We start from the raw sequence: 19,197 nt of genomic DNA, 5'->3' as shown, positions 1-19,197 counted from the left end.
GCATGAGAATTGCCCCGATAAGATGGATTTCCAGTTTCAGAACGGATGGAGTCGCAGATGAGAAACATCAGCCGTCGTAGCCTGGTCAAAGGCTCTCTTGCTGCCATCATGACCGGAGCGGCAATCTCGCGCACCGCTTTCGCGCAATCTTCCGAACCCGTCATGCTCGGTGTCAGCGGCCCGTTGACGGGGCCTAACGCGCAGTATGGCGCGCAATGGAAGCAAGGTTTCGACCTGGCGCTGGATGAAATCCACGCAGCAGGCGGGATCAACGGGCGCAAGCTTGCCTATACCTTTGAAGACAGCCAGAGCGACCCACGCCAATCGGTGGCGATTGCCCAGAAATTCGTTTCGGATCCGAAGATCGTCATGGAGCTCGGCGATTTCTCGAGTCCGGCGTCGATGGCTGCATCGCCGATCTATCAGCGGGCAGGCCTGGTGCAGTTCGGCTTCACCAACTCCCATCCGGATTTTACCAAAGGGGGCGACTTCATGTGGAGCACCTCCGTCAGCCAGGCGGACGAGCAGCCGCTGCTGGCGCGCTATGCCGTGACCCATCTTGGCCTCAAGAAGCTCGCCATCCTGCATCTCAATACCGATTGGGGGCGCACCAGCCGCGATCATTTCGCGAGCGCCGCCAAAGAGTTTGGCGCCGAAGTGGTCATCAGCGAGGGATATATCCCAGACGAGCGTGATTTCCGTTCCACGCTCGTGCGCGCCCGCGACGCGAATCCGGACGGCCTCATTTTGATCTCGTACTATTCCGATGGCGCCTTGATTGCCCGACAGGCGCGACAGGCCGGCCTGAAGCAGAAGATCTGCGCTGCGAGCTCCGTCTATTCGCCAAAATTTCTGGAGCTTGGCGGGGAGGCCGTCGAGGATGTTCATCTCGGCACCCGGTATTTTCCCAATGATCCGCGCCCCGAGGTGCAGAAGTTCGTCTCGGGCTTCAAGGCAAAGTACAATGGGCAGGAGCCTGACGCCTTCAACGCCTATTCTTATGATGCGATGAATGTGGCTGCGGCGGTGGTGAGGATTGGCGGTACCGATCGGCGAGCCGTCCGGGACGCGTTCACGAAAGTCCGTGACGTCTCCACGGTTGTTTTCGGTCCGGCAACCTTTGATGTCGCAAGCCGTCGGGTCAAAGGCGCCATGAATACCGAACTCGTCATTCGAAAGGGTCAGTTCACGCTTTGGGACGGCAAGCCAACCTGAAGTTACGTGTCGTCGGCGCGTCTCTCCAATCGCGGCTTCTCTCAATAGGAACTCAGTGTGTCTTCCTGGCTCGACTACACGATCAATGGACTGATCCTCGGTAACGTGTATGCGCTCGTGGCGGTCGGGCTCGCGCTGATCTTTGGCGTCAGCCGGCTGATCAATTTTGCGCAGGGCTCGATCTATCTTGTCGGCGCCTATGTCGGCTGGGTCGCGGTGGTGGCACTGCGGACACCGCTCTTCATCACCATTGTTCTGGTTGCGGCCATTGCGGCGCTGGTCGGGTTGATCATCGAGCGCTTTGGTTTGCGGCCTTTGCAGAATTCGGTACGCATTGCGCCACTACTGGCGACGATCGGCATCAGCTTTGTGCTCGATCAGATCGTCATGCTCACTTTTTCGCCCAATCCGCGGGCACTGCCGAGCCAGTTGCCCGATATCCGTTTTCAGATCGGTGCGGGAACGATTGGTCCACTCGACATCCTGATTGCCTGTATCGGCGTTACCAGTGCGCTGCTGCTGTTTGTCTTCCTGCGCTATACCAAGCTTGGCTGGGCCGTGCGGGCCACGGCACAGGACCGCGACGCCGCCATGCAGATGGGCGTCGACGTCAACCGGGTCAACCAGACGGTGTTCGGGATTGCCGCCGCGCTTGGCGGCCTTTCCGGCATGTTGGTTGGCATGTACTACAACCAGATCGATACTGCGATGAGCCTTCACGCAACGTTGAAGGGTGTTGTCGCGGAGGTGGTCGGCGGCGCGGGCAATGTGCCGGGTGCCGTGGTTGGCAGTCTCCTGTTGGGGCTGGTGGAAAGCTACGGCGTGGCGGTCTTCGGCACCAGCTACCGCAATCTGTTCGCATTCCTGTTGTTGATCGTGGTCCTTGTGTTCCGGCCGAACGGTTTGTTCGCCAGTGCCAAGCAGGCGCCGCCAGAGCCGCTCACCGGCACCTTCATCGCCCCCAGCCGCCCGGTGCGCATACCGCGTTGGGTATTGTTGGCCGCGTTCGCGGCCTTTGCACTGTTGCCGTTTCTGCCGGTTTCATCCTATGTGCTCCAGACCCTCGTCAATGCCTGGCTCTTTGCCATGCTGGCGCTCAGCCTGACGCTTGTCGCCGGCACCATAGGACAGGTCTCGCTGGGACATGCGGCGCTTCTTGCCATCGGCGCCTATACTTCCGCGTTGCTATCGCTGGATTTTTCCGTGCCCGTCAGCATGTCGATCATCTGCGGGGGGCTGATGAGCGCAGCGCTCGGGACACTTCTGATCTCGCCGTCGTTCCGTCTGCGCGGGCATTATGTCTCGATCGCGACACTGGCCATCGGTGAGATCATATCCCTCGTCATCCTGAACTGGGAAACCGTCACACACGGACCGATCGGGGTTTCGGGTATCCCGCCGCTGTCGATATTTGGTTTTGAACTTGTCGGCGTGGTATCGATCTACTGGTTCAGCTTCGCGGTCATGGTTCTGCTCGCGCTTCTGCAGGTGCGGTTGCTCGGTTCGCATATCGGCCGCAGTTTTCGCGCCATTCGCGATGACGATGTGGCGGCGCGTGCCTATGGCCTCAGCCTCAATCGCTATAAGGCATTGGCCTTCATTTTCGGTGGATTCGCTGCGGGCGTCAGCGGCGGCATCGCCGCCCATCTGTATTCCTACATCAATCACGAGACCTTCAACACGCAGCAGTCGATCCTGGCGCTGACCATCGTGATCCTGGGGGGATTGGGCAACGTCGCCGGCGCGATCGTTGGTTCGGTGGCGTTGGTTGGTCTGCCCGAGGTTTTCCGGATCGCGGCAGAGTACCGCATCCTGATCTATGGCATCGTCCTTTTGCTGCTGGTGCGGTTCCGGCCGCAAGGCCTGTTGGGAACCATCTGATGGGTTCGGAGATCGGAAATAGCACGAACGCGCCCGTCGCCAGTCCTGCATCCTTGCTTTCCCTGCGTGGACTGACACGGCGCTTCGGGGGGCTCACCGCGGTCGACGACATTGATCTCGATCTCGCCAAAGGCGAATTGGTCAGCATCATCGGCCCGAACGGTGCCGGCAAGACCACCTTGTTCAATCTCGTTACAGGGCTCGACAGGCCCGACGGTGGCGCGGTCCGTCTCGATGGCGAGCCCGTCACACACTTTTCGCCCGAGAAGCTGGCGGGCCATGGTATAGCGCGCACGTTCCAGCTTGGTCGCGTGTTCGGCAACCTCAGCGTGATGGAGAACGTCTTGATCGGCGCGCACACGCGGCTGCGTGCCGTCAAGCCGGCCACGCCGCTGATCGGGCCATTGCTGGAACTGGGACTGGCGCTGTTGCGACCCGCTGCGGTAAGGGCTGAGGAGGAGCGGTTGCGCGAAGAGGTGAGGGGGATCCTGGCGCGGTTTGGCGAGCGTCTCCTGCCGCGCATCGATCAGCCGGCCTATAGCCTGTCCTACGCCAATCGCCGCCGTGTCGAGATCGCGCGCGCGCTGGCGCTCAAGCCGCGTCTGTTGCTGCTCGACGAGCCCACGGCCGGCATGAACCCGACCGAGACCACCGAAATGCAAGGGCTGGTCGCCGAACTGAAAGCCGAGGGACTGACGATTCTGCTGATCGAACACAAGCTCGACATGGTCATGCGCCTCTCCGACCGCGTCGTCGTCATGGACGAAGGCAAAAAGATTGCCGAAGGCGCCGGCGAGGATGTACGGAACGACGCCAAGGTCATCGAGGCCTATCTCGGCCACGGATTGTCGCAGCGGGCGGCCGATGCGCGGGAGACAGCGGCATGAATGCCACAGCACATTCCGCCGGCCCGCTCTTGCGGCTGTCCAGCATCAATACCTTCTACGGTCAGGCACAGGTGCATTTCGACCTCTCGATTGATGTGCAGCGTGGTCATATCGTGTGTCTGTTGGGCGGCAATGCCAGCGGCAAATCGACGACGATGAAGATCATTCTCGGCCTGGTGAGACCGCGCTCGGGCGAATTGACTTTCGACGGTGCCTCGACGCTCGGTCTGACCACGCCGCAGATCGTTCGGCGCGGCATCGCGTCCGTGCCGGAGGCGCGCCGGCTGTTCGCGGACATGAGCGTGAGGGAAAACATCCTGATGGGCGCCTTCGTGCGCAACGACAGCGCCGAAGTCGCAAACGATCTCGAACGGATGCTGGCGCTATTTCCCAAACTCGGGCAACGGCTTTCACAACGCGCCGGCTCGCTCTCGGGCGGCGAGCAGCAGATGGTCGCCATGGCCCGCGCCCTGATGAGCCGGCCGCGGATGATCGTGATGGACGAGCCGACCATGGGCCTTTCTCCGCTCTTCGTCGATCGCGTCCTGGACTTGATCAGAACCATCAACAAGGAGGGCGTATCGATCTTCATGGTCGAACAGAATGCCAGCCTGGCATTGGAAATCGCCCATGAGGCCTATGTCCTGCAGACCGGCCGTATCGTTCTTTCCGGTTCGGCCCGCGCGCTGAAGGACGATCCTCGGGTGCGCGACGCCTATCTTGGCGGCGCGGAGGTCGCTTGAATATCTCTAGTTCTTGCGGGGCCGTTCAGCTTCGTTCGGATTCAGGAACGAAGAAGCGTGTGCCGGCAAGTTCGGGCTCATTGTAAGCTTCGACCTTGCGGCGCATGTGATCGATATCTTCGCGGAAGAGCGAGGTCACGATAGCACTGGCGACCCGCTCGGCCGCGATATTGACGCCGGGGATATCGCTGGCGATGCCGGCATGGCTTGCATGGGCGCCGAAATTGACCAGATGGATCTGGCTGAGGGTTGGCTCGCTGCCCGGTGTCTTCTCGGTCAATTCGAAACCGGGACCCAGATAGGGAAATTGCTCCAGATCGCGGCGGCGGAGATCAGGAGCGGGCTGATAGCGATCGTACCAGGTGGCGATGTTGGAGGCGTAGCTGGCGAGTTCCGGAATCAGCGCCGGGTCGACATTGAAGCCAGTGCCCACGATCAGAAAATCATGCGTCCTGGTTTCATCCCGGCCCGCGATCTTCATCGCAACTTTCCCATCCGCACGGGAGGCCGTTTCGATGCCTGTGCGAAAATGGATATGGAAGTTGCTCAGCCTGGTGGTGCGGTTGACGGTTTCGTGCGGCACCGGCGCCTGAAGATCGTTCAGATAGACCATCGTCGCCCAGCGTTCGGCATCGGGCAGGGACGACCAGCCGTGCAGAAAGCCGGGAAAAGCCGAGCCACGCCCCTTGTTGACCTGCGGCAAGTAAGGGCGGCGCACATACATGTCGACGCGCGCAGCACCCCGTTCAAGTGCGGTTGCTGCATTGTCCCAGGCGGAGGCGCCGCCGCCGAGGATGGCGATGGATTTGCCGCGAAGCGCTGCGAAATCGATGTCATCATTGGTATGGGCGGCAAGATCGGGCACCAGTCCCCGATCGATGAAATCCGGCCAGAAAACGCCACCGGCTCCGGCACGGCCGGTCGCCAGAACGACCCGTCGCGCCAATAAATTTCGACGTACCCCGTCTTCATTCAGCATGGCCTGCACGAAGGCTCCTGCAGGTTCGAGCGCTTCCAGCGCAGCCCCATGCCTGACCGGCAAAGCCAGCACTTTCTGCAACCAGGACAGATACTCAACCCAGGTCCGATTATGAATCTTGTAAAGGGTTTCCCAGGCATTGAGGCCGTATTTCGCCTCATACCAGGCACGAAAGGTGAGGGAGGGAACGCCGAGGGCGGGGCCCGTCAACGTTTTGGGCGAGCGCAGCGTGTCCATCCGCGCGAAGGTCAGCCAAGGCCCTTCCTGCCCCGGTCTTGAGCGCTCGACCACAGCGATATTGCGTATTCCTTTGAACATCAAGCTGCCGGCGGCGGCGATGCCGTTCATGCCGGCGCCGACAACCAGGACATCCAGGACCGGTTGGCCGGTGGCATCCTCGATTTTGGCCGGCCAATTCGCCGCCGGTACACCCAGAATTTCCAGGTCTCGCGCGACGGCACGCTCGTGCAGTGCGATCCCCACCAAATCGATGCGATCAACCTTGCCCAAATGTCTGGCCCCATAGTCCACGGTTCGAACGAAGTTCAGGACTTTCTATCCGCAAGAAGCGGATTTTTTCGTTCGGCTGCCTTCAGAAACACGCCGGAAATGTACCCGATGATTCCGGAAGGTGTCTGGCTAAATTCGCGGTGGAATCGCAGTTTCATCGCATAAATATGCTCATTTGCACACCGATCTTGGAATGGCCGCGACGGACTTGCTGAGCTCTTCAAGTGGGGTAAATGGAGGCATGCGCGCGGAGGAGTTCGATGTGGCTTGCCAGCGGTGTCAGGCACCAACCGCAACCACGGCTTTGCCGACGATACAATGCTTTAGCCCAAAGCGAAGGCAGACTGCGGCAGGAAGTGGCAATGCAGGGCGCAAATTTCACCGGCGCTTGCGGCTCAGCGCACGTCGTTCTGCAAAAATATGCACTGCCCACGCCCGAGGGGTCCACCTTACACTTCTCCCGACACAGAGGAGCGGAGTGGTCATGAAATTTAAATCCGGTTTGTTGCTGTTGTTGGCTCTCGCCGCGCCGTTCCCTTCCGCGGTGCTTGCCAAGGATACCGTGAAGCTCGCGTTCATCGGCCCGTTGTCGGGCGGCAATTCCGCACCGGGCCTCGGCGGCCGTAATTCCGCGCAGCTTGCGGTTCAGCTGCGCAATGCCGATCCGGCGGCGAAATACACCTATGAACTCGTTACGTTTGACGATGAGTGCAAGCCCAATGTCGGCATTCAGGTCGCAACCAAGGCGGCTTCCGACAACTCCATCATCGCCGGTATCACGCATTACTGTTCCGCCGTCGGTATTGCCACCGTCGATACTTATTCGCGTTTCGGTCTTCCTGTGGTGGTGTGGGGTGCGATCCTGCCCGAAATCACCTACGGCAACGATTACCGCGAAATCCATCGCGTCAACGGCACCATGATCAACGAGGGAAGGCTGGCCGCGGATTTCCTCACCAAGCAGGGCTACAAGAAATTTGTCGTCGTCCATGACACCACGGACTACGGCAAGGGCCAGAACAAGTATTTCACTGAATATCTCAAGCCGACCGGCGGCGAGATCGTTGCGACATTTCCGGTCAGTCCTGACCAGCAGGACTTTACGGCGGAGCTTACCAGGATCAAGGAGCTCAAACCCGACCTCATTCTGATCGGCGGATTGACGCCGCTCGGCGTTCGCCTGCGCGCGCAGATGGATCGCGTCGGCGTCACGGCCCAGCTTGCCGGTGTGTCCGGCATCATGACGGCCGGTTTCCTCGAAGGCGCAGGCGCGGCCGGCGAGGGCACGATCTCGTTCCACAACGGCGCACCGATCAGCAAATATCCGCAAGGCCAGGCCTTTCTCGACGCCTACGCCAAGGCCGGTTTCCGCGAGGACCCCGACGCCTACGGCCCGTTCGCCTATTCCGCCACCAATCTGGTGATGGACGCGATCGAAAAGACCGGCCCCGATCGCAAGAAGATGAAGGAGGTGCTTAACGGCACCAAGGGCTACAAGGCGCTGGTCGGCGAGATCAACTTCGATGATCACCGCCAGAACATCGTCAACGCCAATGTCTACGTGGCCCAGGACGGAAAGTGGATCTATTGGCCGGATAGCGACTATGCCGCCGGCAAGAAGAGGCTGGCCAGGAACTAGCTCCATCACGGCGAGCTTCGGCTCGTCACTTCCTTCGCTCTTCGAATTTCTTTGCCACCAGGACTCCGCGATGGACATCGGCATTCTTGCCCAGCAGCTTTTCAACGGCCTGATGCTGGGCGTGATCTATGCGATGATCGCGGTCGGCTTCTCGCTGTTCTTCGGCGTGCTCGACGTCATCAAGTTCTCGCACGGCGATGTCGTCACCGTCGGCGCATTCTCCAGCCTCGGCGCGGCCGGGATTGCGGGAGGTCTGGTTGCGCTGCCGCCCGTGCTGGCGCTGGCCTCGGGAATAGCTGCGGCGGTGGCGATAGGCGCGCTGGCCGGCGTCATCATCGGGCGCGTTCTTGTGCTGCCGTTGCGCCATGCACCCGGCGTCAACGTGCTGCTGGCCACCTTGATGGCGGGCACCGTGCTGCGCGAAGCCATCAGGCTCGGCGTGCCCAACGGTGGCAATCCAAAACCGTTTCCGGCACTGCTGCCGGGCGGCGCCATCAAAGCCGGTTCGTTCAGTGTCGGCATCGACAGCGTGATGATCCTCGCCGCCGGCCTGCTGCTGGTGCTGGGGACGCACCTTCTGATCACCCGCACGCGATTCGGTCTCGCCATTCGCGCGGTGGCCCAGGATGGCGAGGTGGCAAGGCTTTCGGGGATCGATTTCCACGCGGTGGTTCTGGGGACGTTTGCGCTGGGCTCCGCGCTCGCGGCGTTCGCGGGCTGCATGCTCGGGCTGTACTACCGCGAGATCAATTTCAACATGGGCGTCCTTCTCGGCATTATCGGCTTCGCTTCGGCTGTCGTCGGCGGGCTCGGCAGCATGCTCGGTCCGATCATTGGTGGTTTCCTGTTTGCCGGAGTACAGACCCTGGTCGTAGTCGCGCTGCCGATTTCGAGCGCGTACAAGGACGTGATCGCTTTCGCGGTGATCATCATCCTGATCGCGATCTTCCCAACCGGCCTGATCGCCGAGCGCCGAAGCGAGCGGGTGTAATGAGCAGCATTCCTTCCCCGATCCCCGTCTTGTCGCCGCTTCGGATGCAGCGTCATCCGCGCGCCGTGGTCGTGCTTACGGTGGCTTTGCTGTTTGCAGGCGGTGGCCTGATGATGCATGCGGAGTCGCAGATTCAGGTGCTCGGCCTGCTCGCGGCCTTTCTGGCGGTGTTTGCGATCGCCGATCGCACGCCGCTCGGTCAGGACGTCTCCGCCATCTGCAGCGACTACAGCGGATTCGCCAACGCCGTCGCTTTCGTCTGCGCACTGGGCCTGATCGTCGTCTTTCACGGCGAGCACTACACGCTCTTGATGCTGGCGACCGTGGCGCTGTTTTCCACGGCCTGTATCGCGCTAAACCTTCAACTGGCGTTCGCAGGAATTGCCAATTTCGCCGGCGCGGCATTCTTTGTACTCGGTTCGTATACGGCTGCCGTAATGACGGCGTATGCCGGGATTCCGCATCTGATGATCCTCGTTGTCAGCGGCATCGTGACCGGCGCGATCGGAGTTATTCTGTTGCTGCCGGTGTTGAGGACCCGCGGGCACTATGCAGCACTTGTGACCATCGCATTCGGCCTGCTGCTGCGCAGCCTGCTGGAGGTGAACGACACACTGGGCGGCCCGCAGGGTATGAAGATCAAGGGTTTTTCGATCTTCGGCCTCGACTTCAACCGGATATCATCGATCGGTCCGTGGGACGTGTCATTCTATCTGCCCTATGCAGTGCTTTCGATCTGCATTTTCGCGGTGGCCTTCACGCTGATCCGCCGCATCGAGCGGTCCTGGATCGGGATCGCGCTGGACACCGTGCGCAGCGATGAGACCGCGGCCTCGGTGTTCGGCCTGTCGATCGCCCGCTGGAAGGTCGTAGCCTTCCTGATCGGCAACGCAGTGATCGGTGTTGCCGGGGCGGTCTACGGCATGATGAACGGGTTCGTGACGCCGAACGGGTCCGGGCTCGGCGACTCCCTGTTGATGTTGTCGATCATCGTGCTCGGCGGGCTCGGCAATTTCTGGGGTGCTGTGGTCGCTGCCATGGTGATCCTCGTCATCCCCGAAAAGCTGCAGGCTATTCAGGAATTCCGGCTGCTGATCTTTGCGTTGCTGGTGCTGGGTATCCTGCTGTTCCGCCCGTCGGGCATTTTGCCGCGTCCGATCCGCGATCTGTCGCGCTTCATCGGGCGGCCGGGAGCGGACGCATGAACGCTCCCTTGCTGGCCTGCGGCGGCCTCACGATGCGCTTCGACGGTCTGGTCGCGCTTGATGGTCTCGATATCGAGATCGACAAGGGCGAAACTGTCGGGTTGGTCGGTCCCAACGGATCGGGCAAGACCACGTTCTTCAATGTGGTGACCGGGCTTTACAAGCCATCGGCCGGATCGGTGCGCCTGGATGCGCGCGATCTGTTCGCCAAGCCGCCGCAAATGATCGGCAGGGCAGGCGTCGCGCGAACCTTCCAGCGCTCGCGGCTGATGTTGGACCAAAGCGTCTTTGACAATATCGCGGTCGGCGCCCTGTGCAGGCTCGATCTGGGGCTGTTTACCAACCTTTTTCGCCGCCGCCGCTGGCGCGGCGAGCTGAGCGGGATGGTCGAGCACGCCCGCGCGCTGGCGCATCGCTTTAATCCCGTCATTGCTGACCGGCTGTTTCAGCCTGCCGGCTCATTCACGATGATCGACCGCCGGCGGGTCGAAATCTGCCGCGCACTGATCGGTGCGCCACGGCTTCTGTTGCTGGATGAACCGTCGGCGGGCATGACGCATGAAGAGACGCGCCAGTTGATGGACGATCTGCTGGCGTTTCGCCAGGAGATGCCGGATCTGGCAGTGATCCTGGTTGAGCACGAAATGGATGTGATCCGCCGCGTCTCGGACCGCTGTGTTGTGCTGAATTTCGGCCGCAAGATTTTTGAGGGCACGTTCGATGCGCTGATCGCCAATCCCGATGTCCAAACTGCGTATCTGGGAGTAAGTCAATGATCGCCGGCGCCACCGCAACGCGCAAGCTCTCGGCCATCGGCGTCACCGCCGGTTACGACCGCGCGGATGTGCTAAAGGGTGTCACGGTGGAGGTGAAGCCGGGCACGGTGACGTGTATCCTCGGCGCCAACGGCGCCGGGAAGAGCACGCTGATCCGGACCATTCTCGGCCTCAACCGCGTCCGCAAAGGCGAGGTGTATTTCGGCGGCGCTGCGATCGCAAATATGCCGACCCACAAGATCGCAGCGCTTGGTATCGCCACGGTGCCCGAGGGCAACCGTGTACTGCCGCGCATGACCGTGCTCGACAATCTGAAAGTCGGCGGTCTCCTGATGCGGGACTCCAGGCGTGTGGCCGCGCGCATGGAAGAACTGTTCGAGACATTTCCGCGGTTGAGGGAGCGGCGAGGTCAGTTGGCCGGCACGCTCTCCGGCGGCGAGCGGTCAATGTTGTCGATTGCACGCGGGCTGATGACCGACCCCGAGCTGGTGATATTCGACGAGCCGTCGCTTGGGTTGTCGCCGCTGTTCGTCTCCGAGGTATTCGGAATTGTACGTCGCCTGAAGACGGCCGGGCTGTCGATCCTGCTGGTCGAACAGAATGTGCGGCAGACGCTCGACGTCGCCGACTACGGCTATGTGCTGGTGCAGGGCCAGGTCGTGGCGGAGGGCGATGCGGAGTCGCTGAAGCAGAATGCCGAGCTCCACAAGGCATACTTCGGCGTTCACTAACAAAGAAAGTAAGGGGAGCGAAATGGGACTTCAGGTTTTCGATCGCGTCAATCCGCTGCGCAAGCCAAAGGGCTTTGAACCCGTGGTGCAACGATGGTCCGCCGGCTTTGCCAACAAGTGCGAAACGCTATGCGTGGCGTTTCACGGCATTCAGGGACGCGACGCCGAAAGCGTCTATCGGTCGCCGTTCTTTCCCTGGATCGAAAAAGCGATCAGTCTGCCGAGCGGCCCGACGGTGCACGACCATGCCTGGTTCATCGACCAGAACGGCCTCTATACCCACATCGTCGCGGCTTATTGGGTAGATCGAGAGCGTCGCGATGACTGGCTGGCCGATCCACACCTGACGGCCTGGTGGACCGACGCGGCACGTCTTGCCGAGCCGAGCGGCTATTTCCGTGAAAGCGTCACCGTGCCGGTGGAGCGGCAGGAAACGCTGTACTGGAAGGATTACCCGGCCGCGCTCAGCCGATCGCCTGAAGTGGCGGTCTATCCGACTCCCTATTGCGGCTACTACGGCGCCATGCGGGATCGGATTCCGCTGGCCGCGGTGGATGCGCTGGCGCCTGCCATAAACGAGTTGCCGGCGCCGGTTGTCCGCGATACCCGGTTGGCGCGTTGGCGCATCGTCACGCCGCAAAACTTCACCGTTATTCGCTCCGCCGCGTATTGGGGCCGTTGCGATCCGGCGCAGACCGAAGATTATATGCGCGATCTGCGCGCGCCGCTGGAGCGCGGCATGGCCTATCTGCGGGAGAGTCCCCAGGCGACCGGCTGCTGCTCGCTGCGCTTTCAGCAGACCTGCGATGCCGAAGGCAGGCCGGAACTCGAAACCCACGCGCTCGGCTATTTCCTGTCCCTGGAGCACATGGAGAACTGGGCCGAGCGCCATGCGTCGCACGAGGCGATCTTCACCGCCGCGATCGCGCGTTATCGCAAGTTCGGCAAGGCCAATCAGCTCCGTACCTGGCACGAGGTGTTCGTGCTACCGGAGCAAGGCCAGATCTTCGAATACGTCAACTGTGTGCCCGGCACCGGGTTGTCGGGCTATTTCGTCGGTGAACGCCTGTGATCGCGCAGCGGATATGCCTGCAGGGCACCGAAGCCGGCATGGAAGCGAGCGGCTGCAATCATAAGAAGGGTTCGTGATAATGACGTCATCCGTGAAAGTTGCTGCCGTCCATGCAGCGCCGGTGTTTCTCGATCGCGCGGCGACGGCGGCGAAGGCGATTTCGATCATCCGTGAGGCGGCCCGCGGCGGCGCGCAGCTGATCGCGTTTCCGGAGACCTATATTCCGGCATTTCCGGTCTGGGCGGCGCTGTGGGCGCCGATCGAGAACCACGACCTGTTCGTGCTGATGGCCGAGCAGTCCGTCGCCATCGCGGGTGCGGAAATCGCGGCGTTGCGGCGTGAAGCCAGGTCCCTCGGCGTCACGATCTCGATGGGCATCAGCGAGAGCTCGCCGACCAGTGTCGGGTTGATCTGGAACAGCAATGTTCTGATCGGCCCTGATGGCGCCATTCTCAACCATCACCGCAAGCTGGTGCCTACTTTCTACGAGAAGCTGATCTGGGCCGCGGGCGATGGCGCCGGGCTCCGCGTCGTCGACACGCCGGCCGGCCGTGTCGGAAACCTGATCTGCGGCGAGAACACCAATCCGCTGGCGCGCTATGCGCTGATGGCGCAGGCCGAGCAGATCCACATCTCGAGCTGGCCGCCAATGTGGCCGACGCGGCGGCCGAGCGCAGGCGGCAATTTCAACAATGTCGCTGCCAACCGCATCCGCGCCAGCGCGCATTCGTTCGAAGCCAAGGCGTTTGGCATCATCACCGCTGGCTTCATGGATGCGGCGATGCGCGAATTCCTGATCGCGCGCGAACCATCGGTCATCGACGTGATCGACCGCACGCAGCGGGCGGCGAGCTTCTTCGTCGATCCCACGGGAGAAGCATTCGGAGACGTCCTGCAGGATCAGGAAGGCATCGCCTACGCGGAATGCGACCTGCAGCGCTGCGTCGAACCAAAACAGTTCCACGACGTGGTCGGCTATTACAACCGCTTCGATGTGTTCGATCTCAAGGTCAATCGCAAGCGGCTGGTTCCCGCGACATTCATCGACGCTGTTTCGACCGATATCGCACCCGTGCTGGCCGAGCAGGGCGCGACGGCTGAGGCCATCTCATTCCACAACGGCGGCAATCTGGATTCCTGACCCGATCCGAAGATAATTCAAACCGAGAGAAGGCGCGCCAGCAGGTCATCACCGGTCGTTACACGAGTCTGCCACAACCGCCCAAACGGGCGACGAGTGCCGGATGGTGCCGGTCTCCGTCGTGCCCATGGCGCGATGCACAACTGCGTCATCGTCGGACTGGCGTTCCGAGCGCCAATCTCGCAAGATGGGCCGCGCAAGTCCATTGGTTGCCAAGTTGGTTGCTCAATCCTGTCAGGACTACTCGTGTTCGATTGGAACGATCTGGTTTATTTTCTTGAACTGGCACGCCAAAGCCGCCTCATGCCAGCCGCACGGCGGCTGAAGGTCGACCATACTACCGTCAGCCGGCGTATTGCCGAGCTGGAGAAGAGCCTCTCGGTCAAGCTGTTTGATCGCAAGCCGGACGGCTTTGTCTTGACCGAACACGGCCATCGCCTGTTCGCGATCGCCGAACGTATAGAACAGGAAGCGTCTTCCGTTCAACAGGCGTTGGGCTCGGACGCGAGCACCGCCACGGGGCGGGTGCGCGTTGCGACCATGGAGGGGATCGCCGCCTTTTTTCTCGCGGAACGCTTCACGGAGCTGGCGGTGGGGAGCCCGGGAATAACGGTCGAACTTGTGACCGAGCGGCATCTGATCAGCCTGACCAAGCGCGAGGCGGACGTCTTTATCAGTTTCGTGCATCCCGACGGGCAGCGGCTCGTTGTCAAGAAGGTCGGATCGTTTCGTCTCGCTCTGTATGCGAGCCACGCCTATCTCGCCCTTCGCGGGATGCCGGCCAATCGGGCCGAACTCGCGTCTCATACCTTCGTCGACTATGTCGAGGACCTCATCGCTATCCAGCCGGTGCATTGGCTGCTGGATGTGCTTGAGCCGACTAACGTCGCCTTCCGCTCGTCGAGCATGCATGCGCAGCAGAACGCCGTGGCTGCGGGTGCAGGCATCGCGCTGCTGCCGCTGTTCTCTGCCAAGGCGAACCCGATGCTCGTTCCCGTGCTCCCCGATGAGGTCAAGGTCTATCGCGACGTTTTCCTGTCGGTACACCAAGACATCGAATTCATGGCTCGGGTCCGTTCAGTGAGCCGGCATATCGCCAACGTCTTCGACCGCGACAAGGCTTACCTGAACGAATTCTGAGAGGCAGCCGCATCGCCGGATCATTCACTGATCCGTCAATGAAATGATGCAACAGGCTTGTTCGCACCAAGGTGGGCTGTCCCCGACGCCAACGGGGCGTTTGGGCAAGATGTCGGATCCGGCTCGCGGGAAGCCTGGGACCGTGTGTACACCCAGAAGTCAAAATGGGATCATTGAAGATCGTTGTCAGCTTTCGTGGTCGCGTTGCAAGTGCAACGCGTGATGGCGCGGTTCGCGCGAGGCCGGTCGCTCGGACGGGTCGCGGCCAAGCTTGGGCTTCAAATCCAGGAGGTCGATGAAAGCGTCGGCCTGACGCCGAAGTTCATCGGCGATCATCGGAGGATGGCTGGCAATGGTTGAGACGACGGTGACGTGAACCCCTCGACGTTGCATCGCCTCCACCAGCCGGCGGAAGTCGCCGTCGCCCGAGAAAAGAATCATCTGATCGATATGTTTGGCAAGCTCCATGGCATCAACAGCGAGTTCGATGTCCATGCTGCCCTTCAGCTTGCGATGGCCACTGGCGTCGGTGAATTCCTTGGCCGCCTTGGTGACCACGGTATAGCCGTTGTAGTCGAGCCAATCGATCAAGGGCCGGATCGACGAATATTCCTGATCCTCGATGATCGCGGTGTAGTAGAACGCGCGAAGTATTGTGCCGCGACTTTGGAACTCCTTGAGCAGTCGCTTGTAATCCACATCGAAACCAAGCGCCTTGCTGGTCGCATGAAGATTGGCGCCGTCGATAAGGAGTGCGATTCTGCTACAGCTCGATGACATTCAGTCAATGACTCCCAAATCGGACGGCAAGGAATTAGAGACATCAGTTCACGTCGTGCGTTTGCGCCGCCACGAAAAGCGGGCCGGAGCAGCATCGCGAGTAGACTTGCCCATCAAATCATAGAATGGGACGGGGTCTCGTTGTGGTGCGGAGCGACGCCCGCCGGGCGCGGAGAACGTCTGCTTGAGCTTGTTGATGGCGCGAACGGCGAAGCCTAGTCCGAACGGTATGGTCTGGCGGAAGAAGGCGATCTTCTTCACGTAGTTCTCGACATGCCATTTGACGTGCGCACCGTCGCGGAACAATATCACGTCGCCGACGCCATAGCGCTTCGGTAGTTCGCCCTCGCTCTCGAGTACGATCGATCCTTCGAGGATCATGATGGTCTCGTCGACGTCGTAGTACCAGTTGAACTTGCCCTCGGTGCAGGACCAGATCAGGGTCGTGGCAGTGCCGCATGCGCTGCTCGACAGTACGTGCGAGCGGGCTTCTGGATTGCCCTCGAGGATCCAGGATGGCTCGATCGGCGACGGCTTGAGATCTACATTGCAATGGCCGGTTTCAATAAGCGCAAGCGGCATCGATGACCTCGACGGTTTGAATAAGCATGCACGGCTTCAAAGCATCCCGGCGGCGCTAGTAGCGGCTGTCATTCTTCCGGGAGCCGCATATTATCCCAAAAAAACTGAAGGGGCCACTTTGCCGCAAGTAGCTCTGCGGTGCGCCCAACGGGTTGCTAAACGGGGGTTACCTCCAAAGAGGCACCTCAGGCCGTGTCCAAACTTGAGATGAAGCTACAATGCGAGCTACCCTCTGATCCCTGCCGATTGGCGCCGGGGATGCGGTGCCGCGCAGGCGCCTTATAGATCTGGTCGCGCCGTCATCTTCGTTGCTTCACTCTTGAAAATGCAGACCATCAGATCACCCTGAGGCATCAGCCAGCCGCCGCAGCGAGGGAGCGATTGATGGTTTGGCGTACGTCAGATCGAACTTCGATCACGACGGGGCCGTTGGCCGACATTGCTTCCGCGACGATTTCGGCCACCTGGGCTGCGTTCGTGATCGTATAGCCCTGCGCGCCGAAGGCGCGGGCAAGAGCCGCAAAATCGGGATTGGATAGATCCGTACCCCAAGGGCGGTTCGGAAATGCTCTTTCCTGATGTGAACGGATGGTGCCGTACGATTGGTTATTGGAGATCACGATCGTTATATTAAGCCGGCGGGCAACGGCGGTTGCCAACTCGTTCCCGGTCATCAGGAAGCCGCCGTCGCCGCAAAACGCGATCACCTGACGATCCGGATAACGAAGGCTCGCGCTCAATGCAGAAGGAACACCACTGCCCATCGCGCCGCAGGCGGAGCCGAGCAGTCGAGCTGACGGCTTGAAGCGGAATATCCGGTGTACCCAGGCGGCGAAGTCGCCGGAGTCGGTCGTCACGATACCATCTGCTTTGAAATGCTTGGCGAAGGCCGCAACCGCATGGCCAAGGACATCAGCGCTGGGGATACGCTGCTCGGGCCATGCGTGCACTGCTTCCCGAGCTTTCGCCGCGGCTTCGATCCACCCATCGCGCTCGCGTACGGCGACCGGCAGGTCGAGCCAGGATCTCAAGAAGGGGTGCGCCGACGAGACGATCGCAACATTCGTATGGAAGCGAGTCCCGATGGTATTCGGATCGGGGTAGACGTGAACCAGAGGCTGAGACGTCGGCGATTGTCGCGGAAATCGAAATCCGAGAGAAGACAAGTCGCCGAGCCGGGTTCCGATCGCAACGATCAGATCCGCTCGCTCAAAGAGTCGAACATGAGCTGGCGAGGTGAAGAAGCCAAGGTGCCCAATCCAGAGCCGGTGATCGTTCGGGAATTGATCTTGCATCTTGGTGGTGACTGCCACCGGAATATTCCAGCGCTCGCTCAGTGCGATCAGATCCTTGCGAAATTCCGCCGTCCGACACTCTCCTCCGACCAGCAGAATCGGCCTCTCCGCCTTTCCAAGCAAGGCGGCGGCCTGCTCGACGGCGGCTTGACTGGGCTCGGCTCGCGCGACGCCGTGAACCCTGGCGGTGAGCAGGCCGGCGTCCATCTCGAGAACATCTTGAGGGAGCTCGATCACAACCGGCCCTGGCGTGCCGCTAAGTGCCACGGAAAATGCGCGCGCCACCATCTCGGGTGCCTGGGCCGCTGAATCGATTCTGGTGGACCATTTAATAAGGCCACTGAAGGCCCGCCCGGTGTCGATCTCCTGCACTGCGTCGCGTTTCAAATTCGGCGTGTCGACCTGACCAACCAGCAGTATGAGGGGTATGGCCTCCTGCGAAGCTACATGGAGACCAAGCGCCGCGTTGGATGCGCCCGGTCCGCGGCTCGCCATCACCACACCCGGGCGGCCGGTGAGCTTGGCGTCGGCGACTGCGGCAAGACTGGCGCTTCCCTCGTGGCGGCAAGTCACGAGATCGATCTCGTAGCGTTCGTACAATGCGTCAAGGAGCGCAAGAAAGCTTTCGCCGGGTACGCCAAATGCCCGGTCGACGCCGTGCGCGATCAGAGAATCAACGATTAGATCGGCAACCCGAGAAGCCATGCCACACCATCTCAATTTGCGAACCGCTCCATCTCACGCCGCAAGCTTTGCCGTGTGCGCGAAATCCCAATACAGCTTCCGCGCACGTGCATAGAGGGGGCCGGGCGTGAGCTGCCGGTCGTCGATACGGATGACCGGCGCTACCTTGGCGAAATTGCCGGTCGAAAAGATCTCGTCAGCGGCGAGGAAATCGACATAGCGAAGCGTGGCCTCTATCACGGTGACGCCTTCGCCACGCAATAATTCGATCACCCGCTGCCGGGTGATGCCGTTCAGGAAGCTGCCATTCGGAGCAGGCGTGTAGACAGCCCCATCTTTCGCCATGAACACGTTGGAATTGCCGAACTCCGCGACGTTGCCGAGCATGTCCAGCATCAGGCAGTTCTGGAAGCCGCGAGAGGCGGCCTCGATCAGCGCACGCGAACAGTTCGGATAGAGACAGGAGGCCTTGGCGCCGACCGGCGCGCATTCGGCCGTGGGTCTGCGGAACGGCGACAGCGTGATCGCGCTGCCGACAGGCTTCGGGATCGGCGCTTCGTAGATGCACAGGCACCAGTCGGTCGTTTCCGGATCGAACAGCACTCCGCCCCCGACGCCGTTCTGCGGCCAATACATCGGTCGGATGTAGAGCTCGGCACCGGCTGAGAAGCGGGCGATGCCTTCGTGCGCCAGACCCAGCCAGGTATCGAGATCGACGATGGGCTTGAGTCCGAAGTAGACCGCGGATTGATTGACGCGCGCGCAATGGCGGTCCAGGTCAGGCGTAACGCCTTCGAAAGCGCGTGCACCATCGAACACGGTCGAGCCGAGCCAGAGCCCATGGGTGCGTGGCCCCATGATCGGCACATTGCCCTCGTGCCACTGGCCTTTGAAGAACGTCCATGTCCGCGAATGGCTGACGGACTTGCTGCTCGGAATCATGACG

17 protein-coding genes and 1 pseudogene are annotated in these 19,197 nt (G+C 61.2%); 13 read left to right on the top strand and 5 right to left on the bottom strand.

Features of this window, described 5'->3' with window-relative positions; all coding sequences use genetic code 11:
* Positions 1–57 precede the first annotated feature (57 nt).
* Genes V1286_RS19170 through V1286_RS19155 form a run of 4 tightly spaced genes read left to right on the top strand, consistent with a single transcriptional unit; the run spans position 58 to position 4,726 of the window.
* Positions 58–1,215 (top strand): ABC transporter substrate-binding protein, encoded by a 1,158-nt coding sequence (locus tag V1286_RS19170; protein WP_334489748.1) that lies wholly within the window; start codon positions 58–60, stop codon positions 1,213–1,215.
* A gap of 57 nt (positions 1,216–1,272) precedes the next feature.
* A complete protein-coding gene (locus tag V1286_RS19165; protein ID WP_334481726.1) occupies positions 1,273–3,096 on the top strand; it encodes an ABC transporter permease in 1,824 nt (607 codons plus the stop codon).
* Entirely contained in the window at positions 3,096–3,983 is an 888-nt protein-coding gene (locus V1286_RS19160) for an ABC transporter ATP-binding protein (RefSeq protein WP_334481725.1), read from the top strand. Before V1286_RS19165 ends, V1286_RS19160 begins: the two co-directional genes overlap by 1 nt.
* A complete protein-coding gene (locus tag V1286_RS19155; RefSeq protein ID WP_334481723.1) occupies positions 3,980–4,726 on the top strand; it encodes an ABC transporter ATP-binding protein in 747 nt (248 codons plus the stop codon). Before V1286_RS19160 ends, V1286_RS19155 begins: the two co-directional genes overlap by 4 nt.
* Positions 4,727–4,751: 25 nt before the next feature.
* On the opposite strand, the gene V1286_RS19150 is transcribed toward V1286_RS19155, so the two are convergent.
* Positions 4,752–6,188: an NAD(P)/FAD-dependent oxidoreductase gene (locus V1286_RS19150; protein ID WP_334489747.1), complete on the bottom strand. Its 1,437-nt coding sequence runs from the start codon at positions 6,186–6,188 to the stop codon at positions 4,752–4,754.
* Here V1286_RS19150 and V1286_RS19145 point away from each other — a divergent pair.
* The 9 genes from V1286_RS19145 (at position 6,087) to V1286_RS19105 (ending at position 14,910) form a co-directional block, all read left to right on the top strand.
* Positions 6,087–6,380 carry a hypothetical protein gene (locus V1286_RS19145; protein ID WP_334490265.1) on the top strand — a complete coding sequence of 98 codons (294 nt, stop codon included), beginning with the start codon at positions 6,087–6,089 and terminating at the stop codon, positions 6,378–6,380. The two genes, V1286_RS19150 and V1286_RS19145, sit on opposite strands and share 102 nt — an antisense overlap.
* A 319-nt stretch (positions 6,381–6,699) precedes the next feature.
* A complete protein-coding gene (locus tag V1286_RS19140) occupies positions 6,700–7,854 on the top strand; it encodes a branched-chain amino acid ABC transporter substrate-binding protein (RefSeq protein ID WP_334481722.1) in 1,155 nt (384 codons plus the stop codon).
* 70 nt (positions 7,855–7,924) lie between these two features.
* Positions 7,925–8,845 (top strand): branched-chain amino acid ABC transporter permease, encoded by a 921-nt coding sequence (locus V1286_RS19135; RefSeq protein ID WP_334481721.1) that lies wholly within the window; start codon positions 7,925–7,927, stop codon positions 8,843–8,845.
* Positions 8,845–10,050 carry a branched-chain amino acid ABC transporter permease gene (locus tag V1286_RS19130; RefSeq protein ID WP_334481719.1) on the top strand — a complete coding sequence of 402 codons (1,206 nt, stop codon included), beginning with the start codon at positions 8,845–8,847 and terminating at the stop codon, positions 10,048–10,050. Before V1286_RS19135 ends, V1286_RS19130 begins: the two co-directional genes overlap by 1 nt.
* Positions 10,047–10,826 carry an ABC transporter ATP-binding protein gene (locus V1286_RS19125; RefSeq protein ID WP_334481717.1) on the top strand — a complete coding sequence of 260 codons (780 nt, stop codon included), beginning with the start codon at positions 10,047–10,049 and terminating at the stop codon, positions 10,824–10,826. Before V1286_RS19130 ends, V1286_RS19125 begins: the two co-directional genes overlap by 4 nt.
* Entirely contained in the window at positions 10,823–11,557 is a 735-nt protein-coding gene (locus V1286_RS19120; protein ID WP_334481716.1) for an ABC transporter ATP-binding protein, read from the top strand. The genes V1286_RS19125 and V1286_RS19120 overlap by 4 nt, the downstream gene beginning before the upstream one ends.
* 22 nt (positions 11,558–11,579) lie before the next feature.
* Complete coding sequence (locus V1286_RS19115; RefSeq protein WP_334481715.1) at positions 11,580–12,629, top strand: phenylacetaldoxime dehydratase family protein; 1,050 nt, start codon at positions 11,580–11,582, stop codon at positions 12,627–12,629.
* A 79-nt stretch (positions 12,630–12,708) separates the two neighbouring features.
* Positions 12,709–13,770, top strand: coding sequence for a carbon-nitrogen hydrolase family protein (locus tag V1286_RS19110; RefSeq protein ID WP_334481713.1), 1,062 nt, complete (start codon positions 12,709–12,711; stop codon positions 13,768–13,770).
* 246 nt (positions 13,771–14,016) lie between these two features.
* The gene (locus V1286_RS19105) at positions 14,017–14,910 is read left to right on the top strand and encodes a LysR family transcriptional regulator (protein WP_334481712.1); all 894 of its coding nucleotides are present in this window, start codon (positions 14,017–14,019) and stop codon (positions 14,908–14,910) included.
* Positions 14,911–15,096: 186 nt separating this feature from the next.
* Here V1286_RS19105 and V1286_RS19100 read toward each other — a convergent pair whose 3' ends face one another.
* From V1286_RS19100 to V1286_RS19085, 4 genes and pseudogenes are all read right to left on the bottom strand, one after another.
* Positions 15,097–15,690, bottom strand: a complete 594-nt coding sequence (locus V1286_RS19100) for a LabA-like NYN domain-containing protein (RefSeq protein WP_334481711.1) — start codon at positions 15,688–15,690, stop codon at positions 15,097–15,099.
* A gap of 147 nt (positions 15,691–15,837) precedes the next feature.
* Positions 15,838–16,272: pseudogene (locus V1286_RS19095) on the bottom strand (cupin domain-containing protein); the annotation flags it as partial.
* Positions 16,273–16,625: 353 nt separating this feature from the next.
* Positions 16,626–18,272, bottom strand: coding sequence for a thiamine pyrophosphate-dependent enzyme (locus V1286_RS19090; protein WP_334481709.1), 1,647 nt, complete (start codon positions 18,270–18,272; stop codon positions 16,626–16,628).
* A gap of 33 nt (positions 18,273–18,305) precedes the next feature.
* Positions 18,306–19,193 (bottom strand): branched-chain amino acid aminotransferase, encoded by an 888-nt coding sequence (locus V1286_RS19085; RefSeq protein ID WP_334481707.1) that lies wholly within the window; start codon positions 19,191–19,193, stop codon positions 18,306–18,308.
* Positions 19,194–19,197: the final 4 nt, after the last annotated feature.

It is taken from the genome of Bradyrhizobium algeriense (assembly GCF_036924595.1).
Lineage (GTDB): Bacteria > Pseudomonadota > Alphaproteobacteria > Rhizobiales > Xanthobacteraceae > Bradyrhizobium > Bradyrhizobium algeriense.
This window is presented reverse-complemented; position numbering and strand designations above follow the sequence as displayed.

Bases quoted from the DNA above. Each gene is read 5' to 3' on its own strand.
- V1286_RS19110 (WP_334481713.1), top strand. From the start codon at position 12,709: ATGACGTCATCCGTGAAAGTTGCTGCCGTCCATGCAGCGCCGGTGTTT.
- V1286_RS19155 (WP_334481723.1), top strand. From the start codon at position 3,980: ATGAATGCCACAGCACATTCCGCCGGCCCGCTCTTGCGGCTGTCCAGC.
- V1286_RS19125 (WP_334481717.1), top strand. From the start codon at position 10,047: ATGAACGCTCCCTTGCTGGCCTGCGGCGGCCTCACGATGCGCTTCGAC.
- V1286_RS19090 (WP_334481709.1), bottom strand. From the start codon at position 18,272: ATGGCTTCTCGGGTTGCCGATCTAATCGTTGATTCTCTGATCGCGCAC.
- V1286_RS19085 (WP_334481707.1), bottom strand. From the start codon at position 19,193: ATGATTCCGAGCAGCAAGTCCGTCAGCCATTCGCGGACATGGACGTTC.
- V1286_RS19160 (WP_334481725.1), top strand. From the start codon at position 3,096: ATGGGTTCGGAGATCGGAAATAGCACGAACGCGCCCGTCGCCAGTCCT.
- V1286_RS19100 (WP_334481711.1), bottom strand. From the start codon at position 15,690: ATGTCATCGAGCTGTAGCAGAATCGCACTCCTTATCGACGGCGCCAAT.
- V1286_RS19140 (WP_334481722.1), top strand. From the start codon at position 6,700: ATGAAATTTAAATCCGGTTTGTTGCTGTTGTTGGCTCTCGCCGCGCCG.
- V1286_RS19115 (WP_334481715.1), top strand. From the start codon at position 11,580: ATGGGACTTCAGGTTTTCGATCGCGTCAATCCGCTGCGCAAGCCAAAG.
- V1286_RS19135 (WP_334481721.1), top strand. From the start codon at position 7,925: ATGGACATCGGCATTCTTGCCCAGCAGCTTTTCAACGGCCTGATGCTG.
- V1286_RS19130 (WP_334481719.1), top strand. From the start codon at position 8,845: ATGAGCAGCATTCCTTCCCCGATCCCCGTCTTGTCGCCGCTTCGGATG.
- V1286_RS19170 (WP_334489748.1), top strand. From the start codon at position 58: ATGAGAAACATCAGCCGTCGTAGCCTGGTCAAAGGCTCTCTTGCTGCC.
- V1286_RS19120 (WP_334481716.1), top strand. From the start codon at position 10,823: ATGATCGCCGGCGCCACCGCAACGCGCAAGCTCTCGGCCATCGGCGTC.